Genomic DNA, 18378 nt, shown 5'->3' on the forward strand with positions numbered 1-18378 from the left:
ATTTCAAATATCGTCAGGCGGGGATGTTCGCCGCACCGCGGATAAAGCTCACTACAGACTCCAGTGAACTTCCCGGCTGGAAAACCGCCGCCACTCCCAACTGCTTGAGCTGCGATGCATCATCTTCAGGGATGATGCCTCCCACAACCACCAGCACGTCTGACATCTCACGCTCTCGCAAGAGATTGAGCACCTTTGGCACGATTGCCATATGCGCGCCGGACAGAATCGACAGCCCGATCACCTGGACATCTTCATCCAGCGCCGCGTTGACGATCATTTCCGGCGTCTGACGCAAACCGGTATAGATTACTTCCATGCCGGCGTCGCGAAGTGCTCTGGCAATCACCTTGGCCCCGCGGTCATGACCGTCGAGTCCAGGCTTTGCCACTAATACGCGTATGCGGTTCAAGGCCAGACGCCTCCAGTATATGTCTTTGTGCCAGCCAGTGTGGTTCACCCTCGCCTGCCCCCACTCTACACTGGTACGAGTGAGCCGTCTCGTTGTTCTTCTCCTCAGCTTGCTTGTATGGCTGCAAGCGGATTCGTATCCTTCCTGGAAAGCCATCGGTCCTTGGGGCGGTGCTGCCCGCATCATTCGTCTCGATTCGCAAAAGCCCGCCACGCTGATGTCCCTCAGCATGCGGGGCACCGGCGTTTTCCGCAGCCGCGACGCTGCCCAGACCTGGACCCTATTAACAAACTTCCCTGAGCTTCCCAATGCGCGTCTCGATACCGGACTCATCTTCCACAATCCCCGTCCCGTTTGGCTCGTTGGCGCTGCACCCGGTGGTCTCTGGCGATCCTTCGATGAGGGCGAAACCTGGAAGTCCGTGCCCGGTACCGAGCACCTCTCCTTCTTTGCTCTCACCGCCTGGCCCAAAGATGAAAATATTCTCGCTGCTGGCACCAACGATGGGGTCTGGATGTCGAACGACGGGGCCAACACCTGGCGTCGCATCAGCCCAAAGAGCAACGCCGATCTCACCGCGATTGTTTCCGTCGCCTTTGACCCGAATAAAGCGGGCATCCTCTACGCTGGCACACCGCACCTCCCCTGGAAAACACTCAACGGCGGGAGCACCTGGACCAAAATCTCCGCGGGCATGTTTGATGATTCCGACATCTTCTCCATCGCAGTGGACCCCTTGCTTCCCGGCCGGGTCTTCGCCAGTGCCTGCAGTGGCATCTATTGCTCCCTGAACTCGGGCGCCGCCTGGCGGCGGGTACAAGGGATCCCCGGCACCAACCGCCGCACCTATGTCGTTGCCCAGGACCCGCACGACCAAAATCTGCTCTTTGCCGGCACCAGCGCCGGCATGTGGAGCTCCCGCAATGCCGGACAGGAGTGGAAGAAGTTGAATGAATACGTCGCCACCAGCATCGCCTTCCACCCGCAGGAAGCTTCCACCTTTTATATCTCCACCGAACGGCACGGCCTGTTACGGACCACCGACAACGGCGCTTCCTTCACCCCCGTCAACAATGGATTCTCCAGCCGAAGCCTCCTCGCGGTCGATTCGGACAACGAAAATCTCTTCGCCGTCGCCCGTTATGAAGGCAGTGCAGGGGGAATTTTCCGTCTCAAAGCCCTGAACACCCCTTGGGAGATCCTTCGATCCAATAAAAATTTTGACCGCTTCTTCGGAGACGGAGACCGGCTCCTCGCGCGCGACTCCGAAGGGGTGTGGCTAGAAAGCCACAATCATGCCCAAACCTGGGATGTTGCAAAAACTCCTCAGGTCGAGTCGGGTGGAGATTGGTTCCAGACGGCGACCAATCCATGGAATCCGCAAGAGATGCTAAGAGCTTCACGATCTGGATTAACTAAGTCCAATGATTCCGGCAAAACTTGGCGGGTGGTCGAAAACGGGCTCGGCCAGGAATGGATTGGAAGTGTGATTTTTCATCCGAAACAGAAAGGCCTTTGCTTTGCTCTAAGGCAACAACGGGTCTTTTGGTCACGTGACTCAGGAGACACATGGTACTGGTTGCCTGCGCACGAAGAGGCACACTTGGCCTTCCAGCGCCTCCATGTTTCCTCTGCAATGCCCAATTTGCTGTTTGCAGTGAGCGCCAGCCGAGGTGTTTATGTGTTGGATTTGCCGCAAAAACCGTTAGAATGAAATAGTTAGGGAATCCCTACTTTATGAAATCGAACAAACTCGCTTTAGCGACAGCCCTTGTGGTGGTGTGTGGGCTTGCACTACCAGCGCAGACGTCTTCGACGTCTTCTCAGAAATCTAGCAGCTCGACAAGTGGTGGAGATCTCTTTGAGATTAACCTTTTTGGCGGTGGAAACTTCGTCAAGCGGCAGAATAATCAGCCGAACCAGGATTTGTCCAACGGTGGAATTGCTGGTTTCCGTATTGTCGAAAATATTTGGAATTATGTCAGTCTCGAACAGACCGGCATGGTGCACGGCATCGCAAATGTCCAATACCGCATTCCCGGTACCAATGAGAACTATGGTTTCGGCGCCCGTCTGCGCCAGTTCCACTTCAACCCCGTTCTACATTTCAAGCCCCGCGAAGCGCGGATTCGTCCCTTCCTCACCATGGGCGTAGGTTTTGATTACTTTGGCGTCACTGATGATGCCCGTCGCGCCGTCGGCACCGGCCAGTTCACTCCTTTCAAGCAGGTCGTGACGCTCGAATCGCAATTTAAACCCGCTTTCAACTATGGCGGGGGCATCAAGGCGAAGGTCACCGACCGCGTCGGTCTCCGTTTTGACATCCGTGGTTTCGCCACCGCTTCTCCGGATTACGGCATCCCCGTCTTCGGCCCGGCTGGTGCGATTACTTACAGCCGCAACACGCCGCTCAACTCCTTGCAGACCACTGGTGGTATCTCCATTTATCTGGGCGCCATCAACAATGGTCCTGTTTGCGTCTTTACCGTTGGTCAGATCGATCCTTCCACCAAGACGGTATGGCGCGGAGAAAGCGCAAGCTACAATCTCCCCATCACCAACGATTGCTTGGGCGTGACGCCGAAGTATCGCTGGACCGTAGACGGCAATGCCGTCGCGGGCGATTCGATGATCGCGGTTAAAGATCTTCCGGTTGGCGAACACCAGCTCAAGGCTGTTGTCGAAGCCGACACCACCAAGGTCACTGATCGCCGCACCCGCAACTTCCTCAAGAAGGTTCCGGTGCCTGCTTCCGAGCGTAACGCCAGCCTGATCGTCAAGGCGCCCAAGCTCGAGCTGGTCAGCCTCACCCTCGACCCGACCACGCTGAACCCCGGCGGTACCTCGCGCATCACCTCGGTCCTCAGCTATGAAGGTCCGGAGGCGGGCGAAGAAGTCACCCTCACTTACACTGCCAGCGCCGGCACCTTGTCGAGCGATCACGGCACTGCCTCTTCTGACGGCAAGTCCCTGACGCATAAGTTCACCGTCAAGCCCGGCAACACCACCGATCATGCTCTGCTCAGTGTCGCTGGTCTGAACCTCACTCCTGGTGGTCCTTCGGCCACGGTCGACGTCACCGCGACGGTGGGCAACAGCAGCAAGCGCGCCACTGCCACCGTAATGGCTCCGCCTGCTCCCGCTCCGATTGCCGCTCCGGCTCCGCCGAAGGCTATGCCGATGCAGCTCGATGACATCGTCTTCGGTAAGAATGGCGCCCGCGTCAACAATTGCGGCAAGCGCATCCTCGATCAGGCCTTTGAAAAGGCTGCTTCGATGGGCGACTACGATGTTCTCCTCGTCGGTCACTTCGACGCAGTTGAGAAGAATATCAAGGTCCGCGACGTCAAGGCGAAGAAGAGCCGCAAGCTCGATGAAGAGCGCGTCCTCCAGGTCGCCGCTGTTCTCAGCGCTGGCGTGGAACCCTGCAAGCGCCTCGAACGCAACCGCATTAAGGTTGCGACTGTCGGTGCCGAACAGCTCTCCCCCTTCAAGACCTCGCTCTGCGAAGCCACTGTGAAGGAACTCGCCAGCGGCAAGATCAACGCGAAGGATGGCAATGCCAAGAACCGCCGCGTTGAAATCTGGCTCGTCCCCAAGAACGGCCCCATGCCCAACGGTATCGCCGGAATTGCTGACGGTCCGGTTGCCGAAATCCAGTCCAAGGGTTGCCCCAAGTAATCCTTCGGATTCCAATGAGTGAAACTTTTAACGAACCCCGCCTCGCCCTCAACCGGATCTATACCAGAACCGGGGACCGCGGCGAGACGGGGCTGGTAGGCGGACAACGCGTCCCGAAAGATACACTCCGGATTGAAGTCTTTGGAACGGTGGACGAGCTCAACTCTTTTGTTGGGCTCGTTCGCATTTCTTCTCACGACCAGCAGCTGGCCGAACTGGAGAAGATCTTCGAGCGCATCCAGCACGAACTCTTCAATCTCGGCTCGGTGCTGGCTACTTTGCCCGCCGATCTCCACCCTCATCAGCCGCGCATCACCCAGGAAACCATCCACCAGTTGGAACGCGAGATCGACCACTACAACGAGGGTCTTCCCGCGCTCCGCAGTTTTGTTTTACCGGGAGGCTCGCGCCTTTGCGCCGAGCTGCATGTTTGCCGCACCGTTTGCCGCCGGGCCGAGCGTCTGCTCGTCACCCTGGGGCGGCAGGAAGAAACGCCACCCGAAGCGCTGCTCTATCTCAACCGGCTGAGCGATGCGTTCTTTGTGTGGAGCCGTTGGGTGAATGTTGCACTCGGAGTGCCCGAGGCCTTGTGGCAACCCAATCAGGGTGCCCGCTAGCTCTTCTTCTCTTTGAGTTCGATCCGGAAAGCATGCATGCGCATGAAGATCTCTTGGGCATGATCGCGATTCAAGCCGAGCAGATAGAAGAGCGGTTTCTTATCTTCAAAAATCAGCTTCAGCTCGATATGCCGAAGGCCTTCCCGCACATTGGCATCGCGGAAAGAATCCAGTGCAAATTCACATTGCCCGTCTTTGCCGATAAAGATCAGCCTCGTCCGGGTCAATAAGAGCAAGCCCTTCGCATTGCGGAACTTTCCGACATCGGATACCGCAATTCCTGGGAAGCCGAAAACAAAGTCCTCATGATCCAGCGCCGTTCTCACTTGCCAGAGCGAGGCGCGCACCTGTGGGTGATCGGTCCCCTCCATCTCGTGAAAAGCCCGGTAGAAGGGCATCTTTCCGACGAACAGATGCTGGTAATTTTCAAAGAAAACTTTGATCTGCCAAGCCACCACGGCGAGGGCGGCGATCAGGATCAAAATGGCGCCAATCACCGAGAGGTAGAGTACAGTGCGGTACTCGATCCAAACTGTAATTGGATCGAGCCCGAGATATCTGACGTATTCAACCCAACTGGGGTACTCGTTCATGAGCGAGGCAGCACGGGGAGGTCTCTATTTTTTACGGCGAGCGACGAGTCTGACACGTCGCGGACGAAGCTGCGTGGTCTGTGAGAAGGCGGCGTCGAGCAACTCCGCCAATTCTTTACTGTGCTGCTTGGAAGATCCGGTGGCGGGTGAGGCCGCTTCCGGCCGTCCGGCATAGTGCACCGAGCGCCGGCTTCCATTGAGGACGAAGGACACCTGCTCTTGTACAAAGCGCCAGGCGCCCATGTTCCGCGGCTCTTCCTGTACCCAGATCAACTCGGCGGAAGGCGAATAGCGTTGTAGCATATCGCTCAACTGATCGGCAGGGAAGGGATACAACTGCTCCAGCCGCACGATCGCGACATGGTCGGCGTTCCGCTCTTCGCGGGCTGCCACCAGGTCATAGTAGACCTTGCCCGAGCACAACAATACGCGGGTGATGGTGCTGCCGGCGTCGGCGTTGGAGTCGCCGATTACTTCCCGGAAGCTGCCCTGGACAAAGTCTTCAATGTGGCTGGCGGCCTTCAGGCTGCGCAGATGTGCTTTCGGAGTGAAGACAATCAGCGGCTTTCTCAAGCCACGCCGGTCTTCGCCGCCGTTCATCTGCCGCCGCAGCAAGTGGAAGTAGTTGGCCGCCGTCGTGCAATTGGCGACGATCATGTTCTCTTCGGCGCACTGCTGCAAAAAGCGTTCAATGCGGGCGCTCGAGTGTTCGGGGCCCTGGCCTTCGTAACCATGCGGCAACAACAGAACGAGTCCGCTCGGCTGGCCCCACTTCGCCTCGGCCGAACTGATGAACTGGTCGATCATGATCTGCGCGCCGTTGACGAAATCGCCAAACTGCGCTTCCCAAAGCACCAGGGTCAGAGGATCGGCAACGCTGTAGCCAAACTCAAATCCCATCACTGCGTACTCGCTCAGCGAGGAGTCTACGGCATCGAACTTCGCCTGATCGGGGGAGAGATGTTGCAGGGGGAAATACGATTTCCCGGTCTCATAATCCACCAGTTCCAGATGCCGTTGCGAGAAAGTGCCGCGCGGGGAATCCTGTCCGCTCAAGCGAACCGGCGTTCCTTCGAGCACCAGACTTCCAAAGGCCAGCATTTCGCCGGTCGCCCAGTCAATCGGGCCTCCGGCCAAAACTTCGGCGCGCTTGTCGAGGGTGTTCGACTTCAACTTCGGATGGACGGTGAAACCTTCCGGCAAATTCACATAGCCCTTGATGATCCGCTCGAGGGTGGAGCGGTCGATGGCCGTGCTTCCGGAGTTTGACGAGGGGAGCGCAGACTGCTCATAGCTCGTCATCTCGACCGTTTCAAACTTCTCGGCATTCGTATGCGAAGCCTCAAAACCCTCTTCCATCTTGGCCGTGATCCGCTTCTTGATCGAATCGAGTTCGCCCGCGCTCAGCATCCCGTCCCGAATCAGGCGCTCGGAATACTGGGTCGCCACTGACGGCTGATTCTTGATCAGGCGATACATCAGCGGCTGGGTGTAGGACGGATCGTCTCCTTCGTTATGCCCATGACGGCGATAGCAGACCATGTCCACCACCACGTCGCGCTTGAATTCCTGGCGGAAGTCAAAAGCGGCCTGCATCACGCGGAAGCAGGCCTCGGGGTCATCGCCATTCACATGGAAGATCGGGGCCTGCACCATCCGTGCAATGTCGGTGCAATAGCTCGACGAGCGGGCCTCCTGAGGGTTGGTCGTGAAACCGATCTGGTTATTGATCACCAGATGCACCGTGCCACCTGTTGTGTAGCCTTCCAGTTGCGAAAGGTTGAAGGTCTCCATCACGACGCCCTGGCCTGCAAAGGCCGCGTCGCCATGGACCAGCACCGGAATCACGCGCTCGCGCTTGGTGTCTCCCAGGCGCTCCTGCTTCGGACGCACAATGCCTTCCACCACCGGGTCCACGGCTTCGAGATGGCTCGGGTTCGGCGCGAGGGTGACGACAATTTCTTTGCCCTTGCTGGAGGTGCGCACGCTTGAGGCGCCCAGGTGATACTTCACGTCGCCTGAGCCCTGTGTCGAGTTCGGGTCAATGTTGCCTTCAAACTCGCTGAAGATCTGCGCCATGCGCTTGCCGATAACGTTCGCCAGCACGGTAAGACGGCCGCGATGGGCCATGCCCACCACCACTTCATGCACATTCGTGTTCGCGCTGCGCTCGACAATCTCATCGAGCATGGCGATTGCCGATTCGCCGCCTTCGAGCGAAAAGCGCTTCTGTCCGATGAAGCGGGTGCCGAGGAATTGCTCAAACATCTCCGCTTGCAGCAAGCGTTCGAGAATGCGGCGGCGCGTCGCCTCATCGAGCGGGGCATGCGCCGAGGGTGGTTCCAGGCGCTGCTGCAACCAGGCCTTCTGGTCCGGGTACTGGATGTGCATGTACTCCACACCCACCTTGTTGCAGTAGGTGCGGCGCAGCGTCTCGAGCGTCTCGCGCAAGGTGCTGACGCCTGGCACATCGCCCAGCCCTGTCGAGGCTCCCAGATTACCGGTGATAAATTCGCGATCGAGATCCCAGATCGTCAGCCCGTAGGTCGACGGATCGAGCTCCGGATGGTATTGCGCCTCGCTGCCCAGCGGATTCAGATCGGAGATCAGATGTCCGCGCACGCGATAGGCATGGATCAACTGCAGAACAGCCGCTTCTTTGGCAACCTCGGAGCTGATCTTGCCCGAGGAGACGCCCGGAATCGCGACAGCCCGGTCGGCCTGCCAGGACACCGGGCGATACGGCAACTTCAGCGCCGCAAAAATCTCTTCGTAAAAATTATGTTTGCCGTTGAGCAGGTCTTGCAGGTGAGCGAGAAAACTACCGCTTTCGGCTCCTTGGATCACCCGATGATCGTAGGTACAACTCATCATCATCGTCTTGCTCAGTCCGAGCAGGGAGCGGGTCTCCGGACGCACGCCCATGTATTCGGCTGGATAGTCAATTGCGCCGGTCGCGATGATCGCGCCCTGGCCCGGCATCAGCCGCGGGACTGAGGACAAGGTGCCGACAGTCCCCGGATTGGTTAACGAAATCGTCGTGCCCTGGAAATCTGCCAAACCCAGTTTGCCGTTACGGCCCTTCTTCACCAGGTCGTCAAAGCCATTGAGGAACTGCTGGAAGTTCATGATGCCGGTGTTCTTGATGCTCGGCACCACGAGGGAACGCTGGCCGTCCTTGCCGGCCACATCGATCGCCAGGCCAAGATTCACCTGCTGCTTCACCCAGCGAAAGGGCTGTCCGTCGCTTTCCGCATAGGCAGAATTCAGGTTGGGAAATTTCTCCACTGCTTTCGAAATCGCATAGGCAATGATGTGCGTGTACGAGATCTTGCTCTTGCCCGCCATCGTACGGCTTTGATTGATGAGTGTCCGATTCTCGTCAATTACCTTCACCGGAATGGAACGCACGCTGGTTGCGGTAGGCACGGCCAGCGACAGGTTCATGTTCTCTGCAATGCGTGCGGCCGTGCCGCGCAGCGGAACCAGTTGTTCGGCAGGGCCGAGTTCCTTCGGCGGGGCCGAAGCTCTGGCGATCAAATCGCTCGAAGTGGCTGGTGCCGCCGGGGCAGCTTTCACTGCGGGTGCCTTCACCGGGGGCGCCAATTCTGCAGGAGCGCTCGCGGTTGTGGTTACGGGAGGGGGAGTGGGTATCGCCGCTCCATTGGGAGTGCCGTTTGCGGCGCTTTCGTCCACGTCGAAGACGCCTTTCCACGCCGTGTCAACGGCGCCACGATTATTCAGGTATTCCTGGTACAGCTCTTCGGCGAGCCAATCATTTATTGATTCGGACATGGGTATTGGCGGGAAGACACATGTTTCAAAACGAGTGCCTACTGTCCAATATGATAGCGAAAGGAGCGCTTCGGATTCGAGCGTTTATGGCTTCTCGCCGGGCTTCAGTTTGCGAAAACCGCCACTTGTTTTCGGATCCGCGTCCGTCTTATCGTCTGCAGCCGGGGCTACCGGAACCGGATTGGCCGGGGCCGCTACCGTGTCGGCTGGCTTTTCTGCCGGTGTATTATCTGCCTTGCGCCAGCCGCCGGCGCTGCTCGGGTCGTCCACAGCCGGCCGCCGTTTCATGCGCGGAGCTTCGCTCGTTGAGGTGCTGGAGTTCACAGGCTCAAAAATACTGCCGCTGTCTGTGGAAGGATTGCGGTGAGTGACCGTCGGCGTGTCGTTCCCCGCACCCGGACCGTTGGTCGTCCCGCCCTCAGTCACGATGTAGGTCTGGCGATAGCGCAATTCTGCGTCCGGATAACGGCGCACCACGGCCCCAGCCAGCGCAATCTCGACATTTCGCTGCTCGCCTTGTTTGACGCCTTCTGGTGCGTTGAAATACAGCGCGTAGCTCTGCCGAATGCGCTCCAAGGTCGTTTCGAGCGCCGAGGCATCGTCGACAGGCATGCTATCCCCACCGGAGGCGCGGGCGATTTCGCTGGTTCCTGCCGATTTCAGCCGTCCATTTCCCATCGTGACTGGCCCGTTCCCACCCGGCATGCGCCTGCCCCCACCGCCGCCCGGATAGCCGCCACCTCCGAAAATGATTCCGCCCAGTCCGCCCCCGCCACCGGAAGGCCAACCGCCTCCGCCTCCGCGGCTCCGCCCACGGCCCGGGAAGGTGCCAGGAGTCTGCGCGCGGTTGCCCATCGCATCGGGCGCAATCAAGGCGCTCATCACCGTTCCTGCCTCTTCGAGTGCCCGCTCGACCCGATATTCATCCCGGTCGCGTTCGGTCATGTCGTCGGTGAGAATCACTACAGCCCGCCGTGCGTCCCGCCGCGCATGCTTGCGCATATAGTCGGTAGCATCGAGCATGCCCCGGGTAATATCGGTGCCGCCATTGAAATTCTCGCGATCGAGCAACTGTTGGAAGCCACGCATGATCTCGTCGTGGTTCGATTTGAAGCTCATGCTCACCCGTGTCGACCGGTCAAAGACTAGAATTGCCACCCGATCTTCATTCCCCAATTGCAACAGCGCCTGGCGCGCCGCCTCGGCAATGCGCTCCACATGCGGCCTCATGCTCCCGCTGACATCGAGCAGCAGCACCAGATCGAGAGGCAGATTCTCGCGCGCAAAATTCACGATCTCGCGCACCTGCCCGCCTTCGCGAAGCTGAAAATCCTCGCGGTGCAGCGCAGAAATAGAGCGATTGCTCCGGTCCGCAACTTGTACATCCACCCGGACCAGCGATACATCGCTCTTAAAGACAACTGGCGGATCTTGGTACGCGTTCAGCGCTGGCGTCAGGATTGGCGAGAGACTGAACGCCAGGGCAGCGAGAGCGGAAACGGAACAGACTGTGCGCGGCATTCACCCATTAAAACGCCCACCGAGCCCAACAAGTTTCGGCCCGAGCCCATCAAAGGCCAGTTTTGGCGAATTGAGCTGTTGTTTTGGCCGTTTTGTACCGGTTGTAGCCGTCCACCATCGCTTGATATAAAAGATTCCCAATAATCTTTGCCCCGCCGGGCATCGGATGAATGAAGTCCGCGCCCACCAATCGGGGCTCGGCGGCATACCACTTCGCCATGGTTCCATTGCCGCCCATCGCCTCGAAAGTATTGAAAAACGCCACACCCTCGTCGGCGGCTACCTTCCGCTCCAGCTCCACCAGGCGCTGCAACGCAGGGACCGTCTCAATCTGGCCTGCCGCATTCCGCTCTCCCCGGTCCATCGGACTCATCACCAGAATGCTCTTATCCGGCAGTGCGGCGCGAATCCGGCGGATTGATTCGCGCAATTCCTTCTCAAACACCTTGTCCACAAACGCCGCATAGACGCTCTCGTTGGTGCCGTAATTGATCACCACCACATCGGGGGCATAATGCTGCAGTTCCTTGGCCCAATGGTCTTCCCGCAAAAACTTCGCAAGAACACTGATATAGGCGCCATTCAAACCGAGACTGTCATAGACGACACCATTGGAACCCCGTAGAAACTGCACTCCAAACAACCGCACCGGCCCGCTTTGTACGCTGACCGCGATGTCCTTGCAGTCTGCAGGCAGTGTATATGCGGTAAATCCCTCACTTGGCTCGCCTGCCGTCGCCTGTTCGCCCAGACGATCCCCGCAAGCCTCCACCGTGAAACTTCCGCCATTCAACTGCTGCCAATACGCCACCTCGACACGCACATAACCCGGTTCTTTCAAGCGAAAGCGTGCCCGCGCTCCTGCTGCGCCCTTGAAACTGACTCCGCCATAGCCGTAATACCCGTCCCGGACCCGCGTTAGATTGGAAGCCTCCGTGTCCCAGCCGCTCGAATCGCTGTCCACTCCTCGATGCCCATACCAGGCCCAGGGCTTGGCGATCAGGTAGAAGCCGTGTCCGGCATCGCCAAAGCGCTTCTGTAACAGCGCGCGCACATCGGCGGTGATCAAGTCGGCGGTGGTTGGCGAATCGCCATAATGCGCCAGCCGTACGACTGCGCCCGGTTCCCCTGCCTCGACGCGCTCAATCGCCTCGTAAAACGCATGGAGACTGCCCTTCGGATCGCTGAGCGGCTCCACTGCGGCCCGCGCGCCCGTTTTCTCCAGTGCCCTTCCTGGCTTCAGCCTCACCTCTGCTTCCACTATAGGATCTGATTTCGTGACGATACTCGGCTTGAAGTCCACCACTTGTTGCACGGCATCCCAATCCATCAGCCGGTAGTTTTTCAACTGCGGAATGTACTCGAGCGCAGCCACGCTGGCCGCCAGAGACAGCACACTCAAGAAAGTTTTGATTGGAAAATCCATGGCCTCTAGAACTGCGAGTACACAAAGGGGGCATTGCCGGTGGCTGCCACATACTTGATACTCATCGCCAGCATAGCGAGTAATGCAGCCTGTACTACAAATGGTGCGCGCCCGAACAACACCTCGCTCTCCTCCAGCCACTTCTTCGGTGCATAATGTCCCGCAATCGCGATCGCCCCGATGGTGAGCAGCGCACCCGTTAGATTCGCGGTCGACATCGTCAGGCTACCGATCTGGGTCAGAATGTCGACTGCGTTCTCAAAGCTCGAGGCCCGGAAGAAGATCCAGCAGAAACACACAAACTGCACCGTCCAGAAGGTCGCCAGCGCCCGGCTCAGCGCGGAGTCCCATTTCTGTGCGCCACGCCAGGCCTGCCAGCCGCGGCAAGCTGCCAGTCCCACGCCGTGCAGGGTGCCCCAGAGCACAAAATTCCAGGTGGGCCCATGCCAAAAGCCGCCAATCACCATCGTAAAGATCAGCGCGACATACGGCATGAGCTTGCCCCGCAAGCCAGGGAAGGAGAAATAGACGTAATCGCGCAGCCAACTGGACAAGCTGATGTGCCAGCGCCGCCAGAAATCCGAAATATTGACCGACGCATAGGGCATGTTGAAGTTCTGCGGCAATTTCAAGCCCAGCAGCAAGGCGCTTCCGATCGCGATATCGCTGTAACCCGAAAAGTCGAAATACAGTTGCAGCGCATATCCATAGACCCCCGCCAGCACCTCCAACCCGCTATAGAGCTTCGGAAAGTCGAAAACCCGGTTCACCAGATTCTCTGCCAGATAGTCCGCCACCAGCAGCTTCTTCATCGCGCCCAAGCCGATCAGAAACAGAGCGCGGCCCCCATCGGAGGCGGCCAGCTTCTTCGGCTTTTCGAGTTGCGGAATTAGATTCGTCACCCGGGTGATCGGCCCGGCGAGGATTGCTGGAAAAAAGCTGACGGCCGTAAAGTGCGCGAGCAAACTCGGTGTCGCCTTCGCATCGCGGCGGTAGACATCGATCGTGTAGCTCAGCGCCTGGAAGCAGTAGAAGCTCAAACCCAGAGGCAGAACCCACTTCCAGTTCTTATCCCAGGCCGGCATGTACTTCAACGAGATCAGAATGCCCAGATTTGTCGCCAGGCTCAGCCCGAGGAGCGTGCGCCGCCACCACACCCGCTGGCTCGCCTGCATCCCCAGGCCGCAGAGATAATCCACCAGGCTCGCCGCTGGAATCAGCGCGAGATAAAACAGGTCCCAACGCGCATAGAAGAAATAGTTGGCGGCCAGGACAACGGCCAATACCGGCGTCCGCCACCGCGCCACCATCCAATACAGAAAGAACACTGCCGCGAGAAATACGAAATACGCGGACGAGGTATTGAGCATTTAGTAAGACTTGGTGAACTTGTTCCGCTGGTTGACCACCGTGAAATGGCCGTCCGACTTCGCGGTCACTTCAATGTGGAAGCCACCGGGCGAGGTCAGGTTCGCGATATAGGGGTCCTCGACATTGTGCTCTTTGCCTGCCGGGACGGAGTAGTGCAACTGCCAGAAACCGGCAAGGCCCGGGGCCGCGCGCATACTGTCGATCGCCGGAGCCTCGCCGCCCTTTTTCTCGCCGTTGTTCATGACAATGGCCTTCGCGCCCAGGGCATGCACCAGCGCCGGGTTGTTGCTCGCCCAGAGACCGTGGTGTGTGGATAGATACAGATCCACCTTCCCCACTTTGTTCACCGGGCAGGCGACTTCCATTTCCTTATTCCAGGTCAGGTCGCCCATGTCGAGAAAGCGGAATTCGCCATACTTCACCAGAATCCCGACACTGCGTGCATTCTCGCTCGGGTCAACGGCCTTCTTGGTGGCGGCGCCGCAAAGATTGTTGTCGCCGGCGCCACGGGCCAGGGCAGAAGCGCCCCGGATCGTCTCGCCGTCGGCGGTGATCACTTCCACCTCAAGGCCGGCAATCGGAAGCTTGTCCCCAGCCTTGACAATGGTCTCCTTGGACTTCGCCTTTGCCTCTTCATACATCTTGTTCAATTGATCGGCGCCTTTGCCGCTTTCGACATTCTTGCCATGGCTCACCAGATTCACGACAGGCAGCCGGTCCATCAGCGTGGTAATGCCGCCCACATGGTCGGTGTGAAAGTGGGTGATCAGCAGCCAGTCGATCTTCTTGATCTTGTTTTTCTTGGCCACGGCGGCAATCCGTTCCGCATCGCGGCTGTTGTTGCCGGGCCAGCCCGTATCAATCAACAGACTTTCACCCTTCGGTGTGATCAGCAGCGTGGCTTGCCCTCCTTCCACATCGATGAAAAAGATCTTCAGATCCTTCGCCGAGGCGGCCATCGCCGTGAACGCCACAAATATCATCATCCAGCCACAAAGCCGTCGCATTTCCCTAAACTATCACTCCGCGAAACCCGTATACACTGTTGAGAACGTACCGGGTCTGAAAAAATATGCCTTTTTGCAACAAATGCGGTGCCGAGGTCCAATCAGGAGACGCCTATTGTGGCGCTTGTGGTGCAGCGCAACATGTAGGGGCCGGCGCGGCAAAACCTCATTACACCCGGCCTGTTCCCGGCAACCGCTCTGATTTCCTGGGTGATCTCGATGAGAACACAGCCGCTGTTCTCTGCTACATCCCCTTTGTCGGTTGGCTTTTTTCCATCATCGTCCTGTCCTCGGAACGCTTCCGGCGCAACAATACCGTGCGCTTCCACGCCTTCCAAGGCCTCTATATGTTTGTCGCCTGGCTCATTTACGACTGGGTGATCGCTGGCCTGCTCTACGACATCATGCCCCGCGCTTACCTTATCACCCGCGCCGTCAAACTGGGGCTCACAGCCGCTTGGATCTTCCTCATTTACAAAACCAGCCAACGCCAAGTGGTGCGGATTCCCTTCATCGGCGAACTAGCCGACAAGAGCGTCGCCGAGCAGCGCTAGGCGATGTTATAATTATTCATAGTCAGTGAATAATTATACTATGTCCAGCACCAAGTCGCTTCGCGCGGGCATCGTCGGATTTCGTGGTTACTCCGGCGCCGAACTCGTCCAGATCCTCCATCGCCACCGGCACGTCGAAGCGGTTCCCCTCGAACACCGTACCGGCGCCGATGCGCTCCCTCTTTCCGCCGATACCATCGCGCGCGAGAAGCTCGATGTTGTCCTCCTGGCCACGCCTCCCGAGGCTTCAATGGAGCTGGCCCCCACTTTTCTGGCCGGTGGCGCGAAAGTTGTCGACCTGTCTGGTGCCTTCCGCTTCAAGTCTGTAGCAGACTACACCCGTTGGTATAAAGAACCCCATCACGCCGAGTCGCTTCTTGCCGAAGCCGCCTACGGTCTGCCCGAGTTCTATCGCAATACGATTCGTCCGGCTCGTTTTGTGTCCAATCCCGGCTGCTATCCGACGGCGGCGAATCTCGCCCTGCGGCCACTAGTGCAAGCGGGTGCGATCGATTTGCAGGCGGGCGTCATCTGTGACGCAAAAAGCGGAGTCTCTGGCGCGGGCCGCAAGGCGAGCCTGAAGACCTCCTTCTGTGAGGTCACGGAGAACTTCTCCGCCTATTCGCTGCTCGACCACCGGCATGTTCCGGAAGTGCTCCAGAACTCCGGCCTCCTCGAAAGCCAGTTCAGCTTCACCGCACAATTGATCCCGATTGACCGGGGTATCCTCGAAACGATCTACTTCCGGCGCTCCACCCCGGACTTTACTCCAGACCATCTCTATCAGCTCTACAAAGACGCTTACGCTGGAGAACGCTTCATCCGCATCCACGCCCCCGGCAAGGTGCCCGATCTGCACGCCGTCCGGCGCAGCAACTATTGCGATATCGGCTTCAGCCAGCAACCCGACGGGCGTACGGTCGTCGTTGCCGCCATCGACAATCTGGTCAAAGGCGCTGCCGGCCAAGCGATCCAGAATATGAACCTGATCCTGGGTCTCGAAGAAGCGGAAGGTCTCTAAGCTCATGAAACTCCTGGTGAAATTGGGCGGAACCCTCCTCGACAACCCAGATTCGCGCACCAGCCTGTCCCAGCAACTGGCGGCCCTCTACAAAACGAACCCAATTCTCACCATCGTGCACGGTGGCGGCAAGCAGATGACTCGTTTTCTCGAAGCGCAAGGCGTCCAGTCCATCTTCGTAGAAGGTCTCCGTGTCTCGAGCCCGGAAGTCATGGATGCAGTGCTGAAGGTTTTCGCTGGCAGCGTCAACCATGGACTCGTCTCCACCCTTGTCGCACAGGGGCTCGACGCTGTCGGTCTCACCGGCATCGATTGTGCCCTGACGGAGTGCGAAATCGTCAATCCCGCCCTCGGCCAGGTCGGCAAACCTGTCCGGGCAAACACCCGGATTCTGGACACCCTCACTGGCGATCGCTTTCTGCCGGTGATCGCCTGTGTGGGTGGCGACAAACAGGGGGGCATCTACAACGTCAATGCAGACCAAATGGCCACCAGCCTCGCCGCCGCCTGGAAAGTGGACCGTTTGCTCTTTCTCACCGATGTGGAAGGGGTGCGTGGGGCCGACGGGCAGCGCATTCCGGTCTTGCACCAAAACGAAGCCAATGCCTTAATCGAATCGGGAGTCGCCACCGGTGGTATGCTCGCGAAGCTCCGGGCTGCTGAGTTCGCCCTGCAGAATGGGGTGGGCGAAGTTCGCATCGTCGACGGTGCTACCCCCAACGTCCTCGAGAGAGTGCAGGGAGGAGAAGCCCTTGGAACCGCCTTCCTCCTCTGACACCCACACCCGCAAAGCGCGCATGTCGGACATTCCGGCCATCCTTGCGCTGATCAATGGCTACGCCGCACAGGCGATTATGTTGCCCCGCACGGAATTCGAATTGTCCGAATTTATTCGGGACTTTACAGTTGTATATAAAGGTTCGGAGCTAATTGGCTGTGCGGCACTGCATTTTTATGGTCCAAGTATTGCCGAACTTCGCTCCCTGGCCGTTGCTCCAGCCTCGAAGGGAACGGGTGCCGGCCGCCTGTTGATGGAGGCGATCGACGAGGAGGCTCGCGCCTTCGATCTTCACTCGCTCTTCGCCTTTACGTATGTACCGGAATTCTTTGCGAAAATGGGCTACGAGCTTGTGGATCGCAACGAGCTCCCGCTAAAGGCTTGGAAAGATTGCCTCCGTTGCCCGAAATTCCAGGCTTGCGATGAAATCGCTGTCCTCAAACGGCTGAAATCGACGCCGATGCCGTCCTTCCGCCCGGAAGCCACCCAACTGGTTACACTCCAGCAAATCACCTTACCTCGCCCCTCTGGACATTAAAAAAAACCTGAGAGTTTTTTCGCGCTAAGAGTACTAGAACGATAGAATGAAGTTGTCCATAAGGCAGCTTCCAATCAGGAGCCGTTGCTATGCGCGCGCAAACTATCGACATTTTAGAATCTTCAGGGCGCATCCTTTGCTGCACAATTTTCAAGCCTTGTGGAAAAAAACTTCTCTCAAAGGGACATATTCTCAGTCAAGAAGACGTCCGGCTCATGCAGACCGAAGGGATGTCAGAGGTCTGGGTGACACAACTGGAAGATGGGGAGGTGTCAGAAGATGATGCCGTCCTTACGGTGGGCCGGGGGGTTGGCAGTGGCGCCCTTGAAATGCGTCCCGCCCCAGGGGGACGTGTGAACCTGATGGCAACCGAAGATTGCTGTGTTCTCGTTGACGACGAATTGCTGAAGCAGATCAACTGCACCTCCAGCGTCGTCATCGCGACCCTCCCCAATCTGAGCTTTGCGACGGCAAATCAGCGGATTGCCACCATCAAGAGCTCTCCCTTCGCGGTAGCCCAGTCCCAGCTCGAAACCATCACTTCGATCCTCAAGGAACGCGGGGCCATTTTACAAGCCCGCCCCATCCGGAAGCCCACCGTGGGTGTACTTTACTCCGACCCGATTAACGGGGATCGCGCGCGCATGCTCTTTGAAGGAATCGTGCGCCAGCGTCTCGGCCGCTTTGGGGTGTCGGCAAACTTCGCCTTGGCTTGCCTCGAGGACGAAGAGGAAGTCACCCGTGGACTGAGCCATTTGATCCGAACGAAGCCAACTGCAATCCTGGTCGCGTCCACTACTGCTCCGGCGGGTCCGGAAGACGTCATTGGCCGGGCGATTGTCCGCCTGGGCTGCCACACCGAGCGCTTTCTGGCGCCGGTGGAACCTGGAAACCTGCTGCTTCTTGCGTATAAAGATGACATTCCGATCATTTCGGCGCCGGGCTGCCATCGCTCCGCGAAGCCCAATGTCATCGACCTTCTCATTCCGCCAGCGCTTGCAAAGTACCGCATCTCCGGCTGGGAAGTGGCCTGTCTCGGTCACGGCGGCTTGCTTGGTTAAGCG

At 58.4% G+C, this 18378-nt stretch carries 15 protein-coding genes; 8 read left to right on the forward strand and 7 right to left on the reverse strand.

Annotated features, from left to right (window positions below; all coding sequences use genetic code 11):
- Positions 1 to 13 precede the first annotated feature (13 nt).
- Positions 14 to 412, reverse strand: coding sequence for a cobalamin B12-binding domain-containing protein (locus tag M017_RS0108285; protein WP_031497254.1), 399 nt, complete (start codon positions 410 to 412; stop codon positions 14 to 16).
- Between the two features lie 79 nt (positions 413 to 491).
- Between M017_RS0108285 and M017_RS27515 the strand changes: the two genes are divergently transcribed.
- Genes M017_RS27515 through M017_RS0108300 form a run of 3 tightly spaced genes read left to right on the forward strand, consistent with a single transcriptional unit; the run spans position 492 to position 4710 of the window.
- Positions 492 to 2126, forward strand: coding sequence for a sialidase family protein (locus M017_RS27515; RefSeq protein ID WP_162179788.1), 1635 nt, complete (start codon positions 492 to 494; stop codon positions 2124 to 2126).
- A gap of 23 nt (positions 2127 to 2149) precedes the next feature.
- Complete coding sequence (locus M017_RS0108295; protein ID WP_031497258.1) at positions 2150 to 4093, forward strand: OmpA family protein; 1944 nt, start codon at positions 2150 to 2152, stop codon at positions 4091 to 4093.
- Positions 4094 to 4107: 14 nt separating this feature from the next.
- On the forward strand, positions 4108 to 4710 hold the full coding sequence (locus tag M017_RS0108300) for a cob(I)yrinic acid a,c-diamide adenosyltransferase (RefSeq protein ID WP_031497259.1): 603 nt from the start codon (positions 4108 to 4110) through the stop codon (positions 4708 to 4710).
- On the opposite strand, the gene M017_RS27520 is transcribed toward M017_RS0108300, so the two are convergent.
- The 6 genes from M017_RS27520 to M017_RS0108330 all read right to left on the reverse strand — a co-directional run bounded on the left by M017_RS27520 (position 4707) and on the right by M017_RS0108330 (position 14423).
- Positions 4707 to 5303: a hypothetical protein gene (locus M017_RS27520; protein WP_051669640.1), complete on the reverse strand. Its 597-nt coding sequence runs from the start codon at positions 5301 to 5303 to the stop codon at positions 4707 to 4709. The genes M017_RS0108300 and M017_RS27520 overlap by 4 nt on opposite strands.
- Positions 5304 to 5327: 24 nt before the next feature.
- Positions 5328 to 9098, reverse strand: a complete 3771-nt coding sequence (locus M017_RS0108310) for a multifunctional oxoglutarate decarboxylase/oxoglutarate dehydrogenase thiamine pyrophosphate-binding subunit/dihydrolipoyllysine-residue succinyltransferase subunit (RefSeq protein ID WP_031497260.1) — start codon at positions 9096 to 9098, stop codon at positions 5328 to 5330.
- Positions 9099 to 9182: 84 nt separating this feature from the next.
- A complete protein-coding gene (locus M017_RS0108315) occupies positions 9183 to 10619 on the reverse strand; it encodes a VWA domain-containing protein (protein WP_031497261.1) in 1437 nt (478 codons plus the stop codon).
- 49 nt (positions 10620 to 10668) lie between these two features.
- The gene (locus M017_RS0108320; protein ID WP_238325965.1) at positions 10669 to 12015 is read right to left on the reverse strand and encodes a GDSL-type esterase/lipase family protein; all 1347 of its coding nucleotides are present in this window, start codon (positions 12013 to 12015) and stop codon (positions 10669 to 10671) included.
- Positions 12016 to 12050: 35 nt separating this feature from the next.
- A complete protein-coding gene (locus M017_RS0108325; RefSeq protein WP_031497264.1) occupies positions 12051 to 13415 on the reverse strand; it encodes an MBOAT family O-acyltransferase in 1365 nt (454 codons plus the stop codon).
- Positions 13416 to 14423: a ComEC/Rec2 family competence protein gene (locus M017_RS0108330; protein ID WP_031497265.1), complete on the reverse strand. Its 1008-nt coding sequence runs from the start codon at positions 14421 to 14423 to the stop codon at positions 13416 to 13418.
- 65 nt (positions 14424 to 14488) lie between these two features.
- On the opposite strand from M017_RS0108330, the gene M017_RS27525 reads away from it, so the two are divergent.
- The 5 genes from M017_RS27525 to M017_RS0108355 all read left to right on the forward strand — a co-directional run bounded on the left by M017_RS27525 (position 14489) and on the right by M017_RS0108355 (position 18375).
- Positions 14489 to 14977: a zinc-ribbon domain-containing protein gene (locus tag M017_RS27525; RefSeq protein ID WP_051669644.1), complete on the forward strand. Its 489-nt coding sequence runs from the start codon at positions 14489 to 14491 to the stop codon at positions 14975 to 14977.
- 40 nt (positions 14978 to 15017) lie between these two features.
- Positions 15018 to 15998 carry an N-acetyl-gamma-glutamyl-phosphate reductase gene (gene argC, locus M017_RS0108340; RefSeq protein ID WP_031497269.1) on the forward strand — a complete coding sequence of 327 codons (981 nt, stop codon included), beginning with the start codon at positions 15018 to 15020 and terminating at the stop codon, positions 15996 to 15998.
- Positions 15999 to 16002: 4 nt separating this feature from the next.
- Positions 16003 to 16773 (forward strand): acetylglutamate kinase, encoded by a 771-nt coding sequence (argB, locus tag M017_RS0108345; protein ID WP_031497270.1) that lies wholly within the window; start codon positions 16003 to 16005, stop codon positions 16771 to 16773.
- On the forward strand, positions 16751 to 17314 hold the full coding sequence (locus tag M017_RS0108350) for an N-acetyltransferase (RefSeq protein ID WP_051669648.1): 564 nt from the start codon (positions 16751 to 16753) through the stop codon (positions 17312 to 17314). The genes argB and M017_RS0108350 overlap by 23 nt, the downstream gene beginning before the upstream one ends.
- A 215-nt stretch (positions 17315 to 17529) precedes the next feature.
- Positions 17530 to 18375 carry a molybdopterin-binding domain-containing protein gene (locus M017_RS0108355; RefSeq protein ID WP_238325839.1) on the forward strand — a complete coding sequence of 282 codons (846 nt, stop codon included), beginning with the start codon at positions 17530 to 17532 and terminating at the stop codon, positions 18373 to 18375.
- Positions 18376 to 18378: the final 3 nt, after the last annotated feature.

Source organism: Bryobacter aggregatus MPL3 (assembly GCF_000702445.1).
Classification (GTDB): Bacteria; Acidobacteriota; Terriglobia; order Bryobacterales; family Bryobacteraceae; genus Bryobacter; species Bryobacter aggregatus.

What these genes read in the sequence shown, in the direction of transcription:
- M017_RS0108295 (WP_031497258.1), top strand. Translation starts at nt 2,150, where the DNA reads ATGAAATCGAACAAACTCGCTTTAGCGACAGCCCTTGTGGTGGTGTGT.
- M017_RS0108300 (WP_031497259.1), top strand. Translation starts at nt 4,108, where the DNA reads ATGAGTGAAACTTTTAACGAACCCCGCCTCGCCCTCAACCGGATCTAT.
- M017_RS27520 (WP_051669640.1), bottom strand. Translation starts at nt 5,303, where the DNA reads ATGAACGAGTACCCCAGTTGGGTTGAATACGTCAGATATCTCGGGCTC.
- M017_RS0108310 (WP_031497260.1), bottom strand. Translation starts at nt 9,098, where the DNA reads ATGTCCGAATCAATAAATGATTGGCTCGCCGAAGAGCTGTACCAGGAA.
- M017_RS0108315 (WP_031497261.1), bottom strand. Translation starts at nt 10,619, where the DNA reads ATGCCGCGCACAGTCTGTTCCGTTTCCGCTCTCGCTGCCCTGGCGTTC.
- M017_RS0108325 (WP_031497264.1), bottom strand. Translation starts at nt 13,415, where the DNA reads ATGCTCAATACCTCGTCCGCGTATTTCGTATTTCTCGCGGCAGTGTTC.
- M017_RS0108330 (WP_031497265.1), bottom strand. Translation starts at nt 14,423, where the DNA reads ATGCGACGGCTTTGTGGCTGGATGATGATATTTGTGGCGTTCACGGCG.
- M017_RS27525 (WP_051669644.1), top strand. Translation starts at nt 14,489, where the DNA reads ATGCCTTTTTGCAACAAATGCGGTGCCGAGGTCCAATCAGGAGACGCC.
- argC (WP_031497269.1), top strand. Translation starts at nt 15,018, where the DNA reads ATGTCCAGCACCAAGTCGCTTCGCGCGGGCATCGTCGGATTTCGTGGT.
- argB (WP_031497270.1), top strand. Translation starts at nt 16,003, where the DNA reads ATGAAACTCCTGGTGAAATTGGGCGGAACCCTCCTCGACAACCCAGAT.
- M017_RS0108355 (WP_238325839.1), top strand. Translation starts at nt 17,530, where the DNA reads ATGCAGACCGAAGGGATGTCAGAGGTCTGGGTGACACAACTGGAAGAT.